At 58.4% G+C, this 13,577-nt stretch carries 12 protein-coding genes; 9 read left to right on the top strand and 3 right to left on the bottom strand.

Going from position 1 to position 13,577, the window contains the following annotated elements; all coding sequences use genetic code 11:
• Positions 1 to 132: 132 nt before the first annotated feature.
• From I9H09_RS20170 to I9H09_RS20130, 9 genes are all read left to right on the top strand, one after another.
• Positions 133 to 1,392 (top strand): ATP-binding protein, encoded by a 1,260-nt coding sequence (locus I9H09_RS20170; protein ID WP_054990282.1) that lies wholly within the window; start codon positions 133 to 135, stop codon positions 1,390 to 1,392.
• A complete protein-coding gene (locus I9H09_RS20165; protein WP_005888899.1) occupies positions 1,389 to 1,952 on the top strand; it encodes a response regulator transcription factor in 564 nt (187 codons plus the stop codon). The genes I9H09_RS20170 and I9H09_RS20165 overlap by 4 nt, the downstream gene beginning before the upstream one ends.
• Positions 1,953 to 2,039: 87 nt before the next feature.
• Positions 2,040 to 3,773 carry an ABC transporter ATP-binding protein/permease gene (locus I9H09_RS20160; protein ID WP_122347749.1) on the top strand — a complete coding sequence of 578 codons (1,734 nt, stop codon included), beginning with the start codon at positions 2,040 to 2,042 and terminating at the stop codon, positions 3,771 to 3,773.
• A gap of 99 nt (positions 3,774 to 3,872) precedes the next feature.
• On the top strand, positions 3,873 to 4,622 hold the full coding sequence (locus I9H09_RS20155; RefSeq protein ID WP_002555183.1) for a FadR/GntR family transcriptional regulator: 750 nt from the start codon (positions 3,873 to 3,875) through the stop codon (positions 4,620 to 4,622).
• Between the two features lie 498 nt (positions 4,623 to 5,120).
• On the top strand, positions 5,121 to 6,032 hold the full coding sequence (kdgD, locus tag I9H09_RS20150; RefSeq protein WP_005620479.1) for a 5-dehydro-4-deoxyglucarate dehydratase: 912 nt from the start codon (positions 5,121 to 5,123) through the stop codon (positions 6,030 to 6,032).
• A gap of 164 nt (positions 6,033 to 6,196) precedes the next feature.
• On the top strand, positions 6,197 to 7,582 hold the full coding sequence (locus I9H09_RS20145; protein WP_005888903.1) for an MFS transporter: 1,386 nt from the start codon (positions 6,197 to 6,199) through the stop codon (positions 7,580 to 7,582).
• Between the two features lie 10 nt (positions 7,583 to 7,592).
• A complete protein-coding gene (gene garD / locus I9H09_RS20140; protein ID WP_024670917.1) occupies positions 7,593 to 9,146 on the top strand; it encodes a galactarate dehydratase in 1,554 nt (517 codons plus the stop codon).
• A gap of 177 nt (positions 9,147 to 9,323) precedes the next feature.
• A complete protein-coding gene (locus I9H09_RS20135; RefSeq protein WP_005888906.1) occupies positions 9,324 to 9,563 on the top strand; it encodes a PLD nuclease N-terminal domain-containing protein in 240 nt (79 codons plus the stop codon).
• Between the two features lie 189 nt (positions 9,564 to 9,752).
• Positions 9,753 to 9,947 (top strand): hypothetical protein, encoded by a 195-nt coding sequence (locus I9H09_RS20130; protein ID WP_005888907.1) that lies wholly within the window; start codon positions 9,753 to 9,755, stop codon positions 9,945 to 9,947.
• 262 nt (positions 9,948 to 10,209) lie between these two features.
• Here I9H09_RS20130 and I9H09_RS20125 read toward each other — a convergent pair whose 3' ends face one another.
• The 3 genes from I9H09_RS20125 to I9H09_RS20115 form a co-directional block, all read right to left on the bottom strand.
• Entirely contained in the window at positions 10,210 to 10,413 is a 204-nt protein-coding gene (locus I9H09_RS20125; protein WP_122347751.1) for a hypothetical protein, read from the bottom strand.
• Between the two features lie 202 nt (positions 10,414 to 10,615).
• Positions 10,616 to 11,401 carry a sulfite exporter TauE/SafE family protein gene (locus I9H09_RS20120; RefSeq protein WP_024690153.1) on the bottom strand — a complete coding sequence of 262 codons (786 nt, stop codon included), beginning with the start codon at positions 11,399 to 11,401 and terminating at the stop codon, positions 10,616 to 10,618.
• Between the two features lie 91 nt (positions 11,402 to 11,492).
• Positions 11,493 to 13,316 (bottom strand): sensor domain-containing phosphodiesterase, encoded by a 1,824-nt coding sequence (locus I9H09_RS20115; protein ID WP_122323913.1) that lies wholly within the window; start codon positions 13,314 to 13,316, stop codon positions 11,493 to 11,495.
• Positions 13,317 to 13,577: the final 261 nt, after the last annotated feature.

Below are 13,577 nucleotides of genomic sequence, written 5' to 3'. Positions count from 1 at the left end.
TGTAGCGGTTTGGCCCGGTTCCTGCGATGACAGGCTGCTTCGGTGTGCGGTGCGTTGACGCACTTTTCCAGTTTTGGCTCCCGCTTGGTTATACTCGCAACGATCCACCTGGAGCACTCATCAGGAGAGCTCATGCTCGCCCCCGTTCAAATGCTTTCAGCCACACGGCAAAACCTGTGGCGCCTGACATTCATCCGTATTCTGGTGCTGGCCGCGCAAGCGGGCTCGGTGGGAATGGCGTGGCTGTTCGACTTTCTGCCGCTGCCGTGGCTGCAACTGTCTATAACACTGGGTTGCTCGCTGGTGCTGTGCGGGCTGACTGTGATGCGCTTGCGCACGTCCCTGCCGCTGACCGAGTTCGAGTATGCGCTGCAACTGGCGCTGGACCTGCTTATCCACAGCGCCTTGCTGTACTACTCGGGCGGCTCGGCCAACCCGTTCGTTTCCTACTATCTGGTGCCGCTGACCATCGCCGCCGCAACCTTGCCGTGGCGTTACTCGCTGATTCTGTCCGGTTTCGCGCTGACCATGTACACCCTGTTGATGGTGCGTTCCTACCCGCTGGAAACGGACTCGATTGCCCGTGAGAGCATGCAGGTCTACGGCATGTGGCTGAGCTTTGCGCTGGCAGCGGCAGTCATCACGTTCTTCGCGGCAAAGATGGCGGAAGAATTACGTAGTCAGGAGCAACTGCGTGCCGAGCGTCGTGAGGAGGGCCTGCGCGACCAGCAGTTGCTCGCCGTCGCCACCCAGGCAGCAGGCGCCGCCCATGAGCTGGGTACACCGCTGGCGACCATGAGCGTGCTGCTCAAGGAAATGCGTCAGGACCACAGCGACCCGGCGCTGCAAGAAGACCTGTCGGTGTTGCAGGAGCAGGTCAAGCAGTGCAAGCAGACCCTCCAGCAACTGGTGCGGGCTGCCGAGGCCAACCGGCGCATGGCCGTCGAGCATCAGACTGCCACGCGCTGGCTGGACGAATCGCTCAATCGCTGGCACTTGATGCGCCCTGAAGTGAGTTACCGCTTCTATCAGTTGGGCAAGGGCGAAGTGCCTACACTGGCGCCGCCGCCCGACCTGACTCAGGCGTTGCTCAATCTGCTTAATAACGCTGCCGATGCCTGTCCCGACGGGCTGGAAGTGAACCTGGATTGGGACAACGCGGAAATCTGCATCAGTATTCGTGACCACGGCGCCGGTGTGCCTCTGGCCATTGCCGAGCAGATCGGCAAACCGTTCTTTACTACCAAGGGCAAAGGTTTCGGCCTGGGTCTGTTCCTGAGCAAGGCCAGCGTCACCCGTGCGGGTGGCTCGGTAAAGCTCTACAGTCATGAAGAAGGCGGTACGCTCACCGAGTTGCGCCTGCCCCGAAACACGCGAGGAGAAGAAGCATGAGTGAGGATGACATTCAGGTCGAAGGCGAAGAGCTGCCGCACCTGTTGCTGGTCGATGACGACGCGACGTTCACCCGTGTGATGGCCAGGGCCATGAGCCGCCGTGGCTTTCGTGTGAGCACGGCAGGCTCGGCAGAAGAGGGCCTGGCGCTGGCGCAGCAGGACATTCCCGAATATGCCGCGCTGGATCTTAAAATGGACGGCGATTCCGGTCTGGTTCTGCTGCCCAAGCTGCTGGAACTGGACCCGGACATGCGCGTGGTGATCCTCACCGGTTATTCGAGCATTGCCACCGCAGTCGAAGCCATCAAGCGTGGTGCATGCAACTACCTGTGCAAGCCGGCTGATGCGGACGACGTATTGGCGGCGCTGCTGTCCGAACACGCCAATCTCGACACGCTGGTCCCCGAGAACCCTATGTCGGTGGATCGTCTGCAGTGGGAGCATATCCAGCGTGTGCTGACTGAACACGAGGGCAATATTTCAGCAACTGCCCGTGCATTGGGCATGCATCGCCGGACCTTGCAGCGCAAGTTGCAGAAGCGCCCGGTGCGGCGTTGATGAAGGTTTTTTCATAGTGATCGTGTAAGCGTTCTTTTGCTTCATTGTGCTCAGGCCGTACTTTCAAAGAGAGCGAGCCTGAACTACATGAATCGCAATGCTGAATATTCTGCCGTCAACGATACTGTCAAAGGGGCGTTTCTACGCCGCGTCTGGAAGCTGATAACGCCGTACTGGCGCAGCGAAGAAAAGGCCACAGCCTGGCTGTTGCTGATTTCAGTGATCGCCCTGTCGCTGTTCAGCGTGCAGGTGTCGGTCTTCTTCAACAGCTGGTACCGGGATTTTTACAACGCCCTGCAGAACAAGGATCTGGCGGCGTTCACCCACCTCATCCTGTACTTCAGCGGCATCGCAGCCATCGCCATTCTGGCTGCAGTCTATCGCCTGTACCTGACCCAGCTGCTGACCATCCGCTGGCGCCGCTGGCTGACAGAGCAGCACTTCGCCCGCTGGCTGGCGGATAAAAATTACTATCACCTGGAGCAGGGCGGTTACACCGATAACCCTGACCAACGGCTTTCAGAAGACCTGAACGAATTCACCACCAGCACCCTCAGTCTGGGGCTCGGTCTGATGAGTTCGGTTGTCAGCCTTGTTTCGTTTTCGGTGATTCTCTGGGGCGTTTCAGGCAGCATCGAGCTGTTCGGCATCACCATTCCAGGTTACATGTTCTGGGCGGCCATGCTCTATGCGCTGGTGGGCAGCCTGTTGACGCACTGGATCGGTAAACGGCTGATCCCGTTGAACAACCGGCAGGAGCGCTTTGAGGCAGACCTGCGTTTCGCGCTGGTCAGGGTGCGCGAAAACGCCGAGAGCATCGCCTTGTCCGAGGGCGAGCGTAATGAAAACCAGCGCCTCAGCGGACGCTTCCAGATGATCTGGAATAACTTTCGAACGTCGATGAAAGTGCAGAAGCGACTGACCTTCTTCACCTCGGGCTATTCGCAGATCGCCTTGATCTTCCCCTTCATCGTGGCAGCTCCACGGTATTTCGCGGGCAAGATCGAACTGGGTGATCTGATGCAGATCAACTCGGCGTTCGGTAACGTGCAGGAGAACTTCAGCTGGTTTATCAGTGCGTATGGGACGCTGGCTTCCTGGCGTGCCACGTCTGACCGTCTGCTGAGCTTCCGACAGGCCATGAGCGATCACGAGGCGCAGCAACCTGCCATCGAAAGGACACGCTCCGAAGACGCGTTGGAACTGCGTAATCTGGGGCTGGAAATTGCCGGTGGTCGTCAATTGCTCACCGATGCCAACCTGCGTATTGGTGCAGGCGAGCGGGTCATGTTGAGCGGTCGTTCCGGCAGCGGGAAAAGCTCGCTGCTGAGGGCGCTGGGCGGGCTATGGCCAAACGGTTCAGGGCAGATCCGTCTTCCCGCAGGGCCAGCGCTGTTTCTGCCGCAACGGCCTTATCTACCGATCGGGACGCTGCGCGAGGCAATGAGTTATCCACAGCCTGCAGATCACTATGCTGCAGAGCGCTTTGCCGACGTGTTGAATCAATGCCGTCTGGAACACCTGATTCCACGACTGGATGAAAGCAATCACTGGCAGCGTTTTCTGTCGCCGGGCGAGCAGCAGCGGGTAGCGTTTGCGCGCGCCTTGCTGATTGCACCGCGCTGGTTGTTGGTAGACGAGGCCACTTCAGCCATGGACGAGGATGACGAAACCGCCATGCATCGCGCGATCATCGACGGCTTGCCCGGCCTGACGCTGGTCAGCGTCGGCCATCGCAGCAGCCTGCAACGTTTTCACGATCGGCATGTGCGTGTCGAGGGCGGTCAATTGGTCGAACAGCGGGCAACGGGGTCTGTCTGACAAGGCTTGTGTCCTACAGGCGGTATTTTTTGAGGGTGTGATCATATAACCGCTGAGCTATCATTAGCCCTTGTTTAGCAGTCCAGAGATCGATGTTGGATGGAAAATCAAAGCGCTCCGCCCCGCGCCCGTAGAAAACACCGCAGCCTCGCGCAGGAGCTGGTCACCGAGCTGTCCGAGCGTATTCGCAGCGGACAGCTCAAGCGTGGCGATAAACTGCCTACTGAATCCGCGATCATGGAAGAGCAGGGCGTCAGCCGCACGGTGGTGCGCGAGGCCATTTCGCGCCTGCAGGCGTCCGGGCTGGTCGAAACCCGTCACGGGATCGGCACCTTCGTTCTCGACACTCCCAGCCCCAGCGGCTTCCGGATTGATCCGGCGACCATCGTGACCCTGCGTGATGTACTGGCGATTCTCGAATTGCGCATCAGCCTCGAAGTCGAGTCGGCAGGGCTGGCAGCTCAGCGCAGAAGCGATGAGCAACTGGCGGCCATGCGTTCGGCACTGGACGCACTCAATGAAAGTGCCGCACATGCCACCGATGCAGTAGCGTCGGATTTCCAGTTTCACCTGCAGATTGCCCTGTCGACCGGCAACCGCTATTTCACTGACATCATGACTCACCTGGGGACCAGCATCATTCCGCGCACGCGCCTGAACTCGGCGCGTCTGGCCCATGATGATCAGCAGCACTACATGGACCGGCTAAGCCGTGAGCACGAAGAGATCTTCGACGCCATCGCCCGTCAGGACTCCGATGCCGCTCGCGCTGCCATGCGCCTGCATCTGACCAACAGCCGCGAACGCCTGCGCCACGCGCATGAAGAAGCAGAGTCGCAGCGGGCTTGAGGATCGGATGTAGCGGGCCGCGAAGACGAATTGGCAGGTCGGCGATCTTGAGAGGCTGCAATGGCCTCGCATCAGATTAGGCTCCTTGTGCGGGGGGATGTAGGAGCGGAATTGTCCGCGAAGGCGATGGTTCAGACACAGAAAATGCATCGGATGTACTGGCCCATTCGCGAGCAAGCTCGCTCCCACAACGTATGGCGAAGACCACCCGCGGACTTGTCCGAAGGCGGTCTGACAGGTCAGTTATCTCCAGAGGTTGTAATGGCCTCGTCGTGAGCAATGCGGATCGCCGCCCGGTCACTCGCATACAGATACAGCCGAGGTGGCTTGTTTTGGTGCCGTTTCGCACCGCAGCGTCAAAATCGGACTCCATCCTCTCCCGCTGAAAAAACCCGAAATCCCTGTTGAGTGATTTTATTATCAGTTGTACGATGACTTACGACATCGGCAACGACCCGGTGATCTTCTAACAATTATGTCCCCCAGGGTGTTCGAATAATGAATCCACAAGAACTGAAGTCCATCCTCTCTTCCGGTCTGCTGTCTTTCCCGGTTACCGATTTCAACGCCCAAGGTGATTTCCATCGCGCTGGCTACATCAAGCGCCTCGAGTGGCTGGCCCCGTACGGTGCCAGTGCCTTGTTTGCTGCAGGCGGTACAGGCGAGTTCTTTTCCCTGGCAGCCAGCGAATACTCCGAAATCATCAAGACTGCAGTCGACACCTGCGCTACCAGTGTGCCAATCCTGGCCGGTGTAGGCGGGGCAACTCGTCAGGCCATCGAATATGCTCAGGAAGCCGAGCGTCTGGGCGCCAAAGGTTTGCTGCTGCTGCCGCATTATCTGACCGAAGCCAGCCAGGACGGTGTTGCCGCGCACGTTGAGGCTGTCTGCAAATCGGTCAAGATCGGTGTGGTTGTCTACAACCGCAACGTCTGCCGTCTGACACCGACGCTGCTGGAGCAACTGGCCGAACGTTGCCCGAACCTGATCGGTTACAAGGATGGCCTGGGCGATATCGAACTGATGGTTTCGATCCGTCGCCGTCTGGGTGATCGCTTCTCGTATCTGGGCGGTTTGCCTACCGCCGAAGTGTACGCCGCTGCCTACAAGGCGCTGGGCGTACCGGTCTACTCGTCGGCGGTGTTCAACTTCGTGCCGAAACTGGCGATGGACTTCTACCACGCCATTGCCCGAGACGATCATGAAGCAGTCGGCAAGTACATCGACGACTTCTTCCTGCCTTATCTGGAAATCCGCAATCGCAAAGCGGGCTACGCAGTCAGCATCGTCAAGGCCGGTGCCAAAATCGCCGGTTACGACGCAGGTCCGGTTCGTGCGCCATTGACCGACCTGACGCCAGACGAGTGCGACATGCTCGCTGCCCTGATGGACAAGCAAGGCAAGCAATAACACCTGTGACGACAGAGCCGCTGAGCGATCAGCGGTTTTTTCGTTGCCGCGCATGACCCTTACAGGTGGTAGATGTCGTCGCCGTGACACTGCCAAGGGGCCTGTAACGCTACACCCCAAAACAGCTTTACCCGCGTAAAAAAATAATCAGTGGGAGCTCTACGATGCAAAAGTCCAAGCCGACGCACGTCCGCTATTTGATCCTGTTGATGCTGTTTCTGGTCACCACGATCAACTACGCCGACCGCGCCACCATCGCTATCGCTGGTTCCAGCATCCAGAAAGACCTCGGCATCAGTGCTGTCACTCTGGGCTATATCTTCTCCGCATTTGGCTGGGCCTACGTGGCCGGTCAGATCCCCGGTGGCTGGCTGCTCGACCGGTTCGGGTCGAAAAAAGTCTACGCCATGAGCATTTTCACGTGGTCGCTGTTCACCCTGCTGCAAGGCTACGTGGGCGAGTTCGGCGTCTCCACGGCAATCGTCGCGCTGTTCATGTTGCGCTTTCTCGTCGGTCTGGCTGAAGCACCTTCCTTTCCGGGCAACGCACGCATTGTGGCAGCCTGGTTCCCGACCGCCGAACGCGGCACGGCCTCGGCGATCTTCAACTCGGCGCAGTACTTCGCGACTGTGCTATTCGCACCGCTGATGGGCTGGATCGTTTACACCTACGGCTGGCAGCACGTATTTGTGGTCATGGGCGCATTCGGTATCGTGTTCTCGATGGTCTGGATGAAGGTCATCTACGGCCCGCGTAACCACCCGATGATCAACGAGGCCGAGTTCGAGCACATATCGAACAACGGTGCGCTGGTCGATCTTGATCAGGACAAAGGCAAGAGCACACAGAAAACAGCCAGCAGTGGCCCCAAATGGGACTACATTCGCCAGTTGCTGACCAACCGTATGATGCTCGGCATCTACCTGAGCCAGTACTGCATCAACGGCATCACCTACTTCTTCCTGACTTGGTTCCCGGTGTACCTGGTTCAGGAGCGCGGCATGACCATTCTCAAGGCTGGCATGATTGCCTCCTTGCCGGCCATTTGCGGCTTCATTGGCGGGGTATTGGGCGGGATCATTTCCGACTACCTGCTGCGCAAGGGCCACTCGCTGACCTTCGCCCGCAAAGCGCCGATCATCGGCGGCCTGTTGCTGTCCACCTCGATCGTGACCTGCAACTATGTCGATGTCGAATGGGTGGTCGTGGGCTTCATGGCGCTGGCCTTCTTCGGTAAAGGTGTCGGTGCGCTGGGCTGGGCGGTCATGTCCGATGTTTCTCCCAAGCAGATTGCCGGTTTGAGCGGTGGCCTGTTCAACACCTTTGGTAACGTTGCATCGATCACCACCCCGATCGTGATTGGTTACATCATCAGCAGCACCGGCTCGTTCAAATGGGCACTGGTGTTCGTGGGCGCCAACGCGCTGGTTGCGGTGATCAGTTACATTTTCATCGTGGGCGAAATAAAGCGTGTGGAATTGAAAGAGCCGCCTGCCAAGGGGCCATCGCTGAACGACTCGGTCAGCGACCTTTCCGAAGCAAAATCCTGAGGAAACCGTGATGAACCTGATTCAACATGCCGATTCTCCGCGTTACATCCGGCTACATCCGCTGGATAACGTCGTGGTCGTGGTCAACGATCAGGGCGTGCCAGCCGGCACCGAGTTCGATAACGGGCTGGTGACGGTCGACAACGTGCCGCAGAGCCACAAGGTCAGCACCGTTGACCTGGCAACAGGCGAGGCGATCATTCGTTACGGCCATACCATCGGTTACGCGCTGCAACCGATACCGCGTGGCAGCTGGGTCAGGGAAGACCAGTTACGCATGCCATCCGCGCCCGCGCTCGACAGCCTGCCAATGTCTGATGCAGTGCCGGAAAAACAGGCGCCGCTGGAGGGTTACACCTTCGAGGGCTACCGAAATGCCGACGGCACGGTGGGCACCCGCAACATTCTAGGGATCACCACCACGGTGCAATGTGTGACCGGCGTGCTGGATCATGCGGTCAAGCGCATCCGTGACGAACTGTTGCCCAAGTATCCGAATGTCGATGACGTGGTGGCCCTGACCCACAGCTACGGTTGCGGCGTTGCTATCACAGCCACTGATGCTTACATCCCGATCCGGACCGTGCGCAATCTGGCACGCAACCCGAACCTGGGTGGCGAGGCGCTGGTGATCAGCCTGGGCTGCGAGAAGCTGCAGGCCGGGCAGGTCATGCATGAAGGCGACAGCTCGGTGGACCTGAGCGAACCCTGGCTGTACCGGCTTCAGGACTCCAGCCACGGCTTCAACGAGATGATCGAGCAGATCATGGAACTGGCCGAGACACGCTTGAAGAAACTGGACCTGCGCCGGCGCGAGACTGTTCCGGCTTCGGAGCTGATCCTGGGCATGCAGTGCGGCGGCAGCGATGCGTTTTCCGGCATCACTGCCAACCCGGCTCTGGGTTATGCCTCGGACCTGCTGCTGCGCGCAGGGGCGACGGTGATGTTTTCCGAAGTGACCGAGGTGCGCGATGCTATCTATCTGCTGACATCCCGCGCGCAGGATCAAGAAGTCGCGCAAGCACTGGTTCGCGAAATGGATTGGTACGACCGTTACCTGGCCAAGGGCGAAGCCGATCGCAGCGCCAACACCACGCCGGGCAACAAGAAGGGCGGATTGTCGAACATTGTCGAGAAGTCTCTCGGGTCCATCGTCAAATCCGGCAGCAGCGCCATCAACGGCGTGCTGGGGCCGGGCGAACGGGTCAGTGGCAAAGGCTTGATCTTCTGTGCCACACCCGCCAGCGACTTCGTTTGCGGCACGCTGCAACTGGCTGCCGGGATGAACCTGCATGTGTTCACGACAGGGCGCGGCACGCCTTACGGCCTGGCGATGGCGCCCGTGGTGAAGGTCTCGACCCGCACCGAACTGGCTCAGCGCTGGCCTGACCTGATCGATATCGACGCTGGCCGTATCGCCACCGGGCGCGCAAGCATCGAGGACTTGGGCTGGGAGCTGTTTCACTTCTACCTGGACGTGGCCAGCGGCAAGAAGAAGACCTGGACCGAGCACTACCGGCTGCACAACGACATCACCCTGTTCAACCCTGCGCCTATTACCTGACAGTCTGTTGCGCAGAACGCTACGGACGTCGCTCTCACTCTAGCGGGGCGGCGTCCGTCCAATCCTGCGTAAAGGTCCGATCCAAAAGATTCTCTGAACTTTAAGGCACTTTCAGGCCTCTTCTACAGTAAGGGCGGCCGGTCTGGCTGCCTTCGTTGAAGGTGCAGGAGATTTCAAATGGGTTGGATATCGGAAAATCATTTATGGCTGTTTGCGGCGCTGACTGCGTTGGTCGTGATTTCAGACATTTGGGCGGTCATGCGCATTCGCAAAAGCAAGACTGAATCCAGCAACAAGCTGATGTGGATCATCGTTGTCATCGCTGTGCCTGTCCTGGGCGTGCTGGCACTCGTCATTGCGGGACCGCGCCTTGTCGACACCCCTGCGCGACCTGAGCAGCAAAGTACAAAGTATTAACCCCGTCTTCCAGAAATGCCCCGCCTTGCTGCGGGGCATTGTTGTTTATACGCCCCTGATTCTCTCCCGCCGGGCAGCTGTCATCATAAAGATGAGTCGCCAGCTGGCAAAAATTCAAATCTCTGCAATTCTTCTGACATGGTGAGGTGTTCATATGCTCGCCATTCAGACCCGAAAAGGAGAGAGCGCATGTCTATCATTACCAAGTGGGCGTTGCAGGCGGTTGCACTGATTGTGCTGGGCTGGATGGCGACAGTGACGGCAAGCTGGAACAGCGGTGTTGCCAGTGGCACCGGCAGCGATCGTCTGGCCGAGTTGAGCGTTGGTGTACTCAGCAGCACGACGGTGAGCGCCACCCGCTCCGCGACTGTGCAGGGCGAATAAATCACGCACAAGCCGCTAGATGGCCTTACTTTTCTGCAGGCAAAAAAATGGCCCACAACAGGGGGGGCCAAATGGGATTCATCAAAGGAGTGGGGTCAATTTACCCATCCAGACGTGAAGGGGATGTGAAACGGATGTCATGGAAATGAGAAGTCTTTCAGTTTGAAAAAAAGATGCCATCTGGATAAAACAGCGTTGTCAGCTGTGTGATAACGCTGTTTGGTGGCGGGTCCTGGCTGTCGCCTGGACGAGACGCGGGGACTTAGCGGGCCATCGCTCTTGCGGTTCTTTCAGCAGGCATCACCTGATGTGCCATGTGGGGCAACGAGTGAGGCGCATCGATTCTGGATTTCATGCGATCTGCAAATTCTCTGGCTTCCTGCCAACTCCTGCACTTGACCGGGTAATCATCAAGTTTTACAACCCAATCAGCCCCGTATACACCTTCTTCAATTCGGATAAGCATTGCTGGCATCTCCTGTTAGCGAGGGTAAATCTGTGCCGGGTCATCGGCGTGAAAGCAGACCGACAAAATCCTGCGCCGAAAACCTGTGCGGGGCTACAAAAAATTACACTTCCCGATGAATGTAAGCCACGCGCAACAGACCCTGACGTTGTTTGCATGCGCGCAGCCTGACGCAAAAATGTGACAGGCTGATGGGGGAGGGTCAGAACGCCAGTTTGAAGCCGATCATGCCCAGCATGATTGCCAGGAAGGGCCGCAAGATATCGTCGGAAATCCGGCCTGCCATATGGCTGCCCAGATAAATGCCGGGTAACGAGCCCATCAGCAGCCAGCCCAGCAATTCCCAGTTCATGTTGCCCATGCTGGCGTGGCCCAGGCCTGCAACCAGCGTGAGCGGAACCGCGTGGGCGATTTCAGTGCCCACCAGACGCCGGGTAGGCAGCAGCGGATAGAGGATGAACAAGGCGACAGTGCCCAGCGCGCCCGCACCGATGGAGGTCAGTGCCACCATGGTGCCGAGGATCAGGCCGGTGATGACAGTCAGGACCGTCAGGCTGGTGCCGCTGAAAAACGAGTGGCCGTCGCCGCGACCATGAGCGAACGCCAACAGTTTTTTCTTGAAGAGGACGGCAAGGGCAGTGAGGAGCAGCACATAGCCCAACGCCTGCTTGATGATTGCATTCAGGGCTTCGGGTGCAGCATGCAAGGTGCTCAGGAACCACAGCGTCAACAGCACCGCAGGCACACTGCCCATTGTCAGCAGACCTGTGACCTTCCAGTCGATGTTGTCATTTTTGCGATGGACCAGCACCCCGCCGGATTTGGTAATCGCCGCGTACAGCAGATCCGTGCCTACCGCTGTGGCCGGGTTGATGCCAAACCACAACAGAATCGGCGTCATCAGCGAGCCGCCGCCGACTCCGGTCATGCCCACGATAAAACCGACTACCAGCCCTGCAACTACAAACCCCAGACCACCCGCTTCCATATCCAACCCTGTCAAGCAAACGCATCAGGTAAAAAGTGGCGGGCAGCATAACGGCTTATGCCTGAAACGGTTATGAAGATGTGGTCTAAGGTTATAACCGATTGTCACGGATGACAGCGGCCTCAGCGGCTTCGGCAACGCTTTGCAGACGCCGAGTAGGGCCAATCCATTTCAGCAGTGCGTCGGCTTCCATCGGTTTGGCAATCAGGTAGCCCTGGCCTTCGTCGCAACCCCACTGTTTGACCAGGCGCCGGATATCATCTGTCTCGATGCCTTCGGCGACTACGCAATAACCCAGCTTCTTGGCGAGACCGATCAAGGCTTTGACCAAGCGTTGATCGGTCTTGTCGGACGCCAGGTTACGAATCAGCGACTGGTCGAGCTTGACCGTGGTCGCGGGCAACTGGCGCAGGTAGCTCCAGTTACTATAGCCAGTGCCGAAGTCATCGATTGCCACGTCCATGCCCATCTGACGCATGCGTTCCAATTGGTGGCGCACTTCCGCCGGGTTCTGCATCAGCGCCCCTTCGGTAAACTCCAGCTCAAAGCGCGTGGGGTCGATCTTGTGCTGGCTCAGCAGGCGAATCATCCGGTCGGTAAACGCAGGGCCGGAGAGGTCTGCCGGGCTGACGTTGATCGCAATGCGGAAGTCGAACCCCTTCTGCTGCCATTGTGCGGCCTGCTCGATTGCGGTCTTGAGCACCCACAGGCTCAGCGGGCGCATCAGGGCGGTCTTTTCGGCCAGCGGCACGAACTCGGCCGGGCCGATGGGGCCGAGTGTCGGATGATTCCAGCGCAGCAAGGCTTCTACCGATGTGCAGAGACCGGACGCCAGATCAATGCGCGGCTGGTAGACCAGACGTAATTGATTGTCGGCATGCACAGCAGTGGTCAATGAGCTAAGCAATTTGAAGGCGCGTTGTTGCGCGGCATCAAAATGCGGCTCGTACATTGCCCAGCCGAGGTTGCGATCACGCGCATCATCGGCGGCGCTGATGACCATGCGCATCCAGTCCTGCTCTTCGGCCGCGTCGCGACTCAGCGTCACGACGCCCAGGCCCACCTGCATCTGCACGGGAATGCCTCGGCATTCAACGGGGGTCTGGAAATCTTCAATAATGATGCGCAGCAGGTAATCAGGCACCTGATCGCCAGGCAGCAGAAAACCGAAGCGGGTAGGGCTGACTTTGTACAGCGGACAGGTCGGCGGCAGCAAAGCCTCCAGGCGGCCCTTGATCGCTGTCACCAAGTCTTGGGAGAAGCTGTAGCCCAATGCCTTGACGATGTCATTCAGGAACGCGGAGGTGATCATGTCCACCGCAATCAGCTGATAATCGAGAGTCGAGGCTAGCGCCTGATGGATGTCTTCCTGCAGGCGCGAGCGGTTGTACAGGCCGGTAGGCTGATCGATGAAGCAGCTGAGTCGCAGGCTGACGATGCGTTTCATGACCAGCGAGGCGAAGCGCTTGAGCATCAGCATTTGATGCTCGCTCATCGGCTCGCGCGGTTTGGTGTCGATCACGCACAGACTGCCCAGCGCAAGGCCGTCGTCGGTGATCAGCGGCGCGCCAGCGTAGTAGCGGATATCCGGGTGGCCGGTGACCAGGCCATTGTTCACGAAACGCTCGTCAATGGTTGCGTCAGGAACTTCAAACGGTACGTCGGAAAGGATCGTATAGGCGCAGAACGACACATTACGCGGCGTTTCCCGTGGTTTCAGGCCAACCCTGGCGCGAAACCACTGGCGATTCTCGTCGACGATGGAGACCAGCGAGATAGGTGCCTGAAAAAACTCGGCAGTCATCGCCACGATCTCATCGAGTACGTCGTCTGACGTATCGTCGAGCACGCACAGCTCCCGTATGCGCAACAGACGTTGCGATTCATTAAACGGGATAGGGGCGCTGGCGTTCATAAGATTCTCAAGGGTGTGCGGTGATGTCTATTTGACATCACGAAACGCACTTTAGCAGGAGAAAAGATTTCGACCACGGGCGCGAGATGCCAGTTAATCGGCAGCGGCCACTTATTTTTTAGCGTAATCGCTCTATGGGGCAGATAGATAAAGGATGCAGCTTCATATTTCTCGGGGTTTTGCGCGTGATGCCATTCGTCGGCTTGTCAGGAGAACCTTCGAATCTCGTGTATTGCACCGGGCGCTGTCTTTGGGATTTGC

Source organism: Pseudomonas tremae, from assembly GCF_023278125.1.
Lineage (GTDB): Bacteria > Pseudomonadota > Gammaproteobacteria > Pseudomonadales > Pseudomonadaceae > Aquipseudomonas > Aquipseudomonas tremae.
Note: the sequence above shows the minus strand (reverse complement) of the source record. Positions and strands in the feature narration are given on the sequence as shown.

Coding starts and splice junctions, on each gene's coding strand:
- I9H09_RS20160 (WP_122347749.1), top strand. CDS start 2,040: ATGAATCGCAATGCTGAATATTCTGCCGTCAACGATACTGTCAAAGGG.
- kdgD (WP_005620479.1), top strand. CDS start 5,121: ATGAATCCACAAGAACTGAAGTCCATCCTCTCTTCCGGTCTGCTGTCT.
- I9H09_RS20170 (WP_054990282.1), top strand. CDS start 133: ATGCTCGCCCCCGTTCAAATGCTTTCAGCCACACGGCAAAACCTGTGG.
- I9H09_RS20165 (WP_005888899.1), top strand. CDS start 1,389: ATGAGTGAGGATGACATTCAGGTCGAAGGCGAAGAGCTGCCGCACCTG.
- I9H09_RS20135 (WP_005888906.1), top strand. CDS start 9,324: ATGGGTTGGATATCGGAAAATCATTTATGGCTGTTTGCGGCGCTGACT.
- I9H09_RS20120 (WP_024690153.1), bottom strand. CDS start 11,401: ATGGAAGCGGGTGGTCTGGGGTTTGTAGTTGCAGGGCTGGTAGTCGGT.
- I9H09_RS20130 (WP_005888907.1), top strand. CDS start 9,753: ATGTCTATCATTACCAAGTGGGCGTTGCAGGCGGTTGCACTGATTGTG.
- garD (WP_024670917.1), top strand. CDS start 7,593: ATGAACCTGATTCAACATGCCGATTCTCCGCGTTACATCCGGCTACAT.
- I9H09_RS20115 (WP_122323913.1), bottom strand. CDS start 13,316: ATGAACGCCAGCGCCCCTATCCCGTTTAATGAATCGCAACGTCTGTTG.
- I9H09_RS20155 (WP_002555183.1), top strand. CDS start 3,873: ATGGAAAATCAAAGCGCTCCGCCCCGCGCCCGTAGAAAACACCGCAGC.
- I9H09_RS20145 (WP_005888903.1), top strand. CDS start 6,197: ATGCAAAAGTCCAAGCCGACGCACGTCCGCTATTTGATCCTGTTGATG.
- I9H09_RS20125 (WP_122347751.1), bottom strand. CDS start 10,413: ATGCTTATCCGAATTGAAGAAGGTGTATACGGGGCTGATTGGGTTGTA.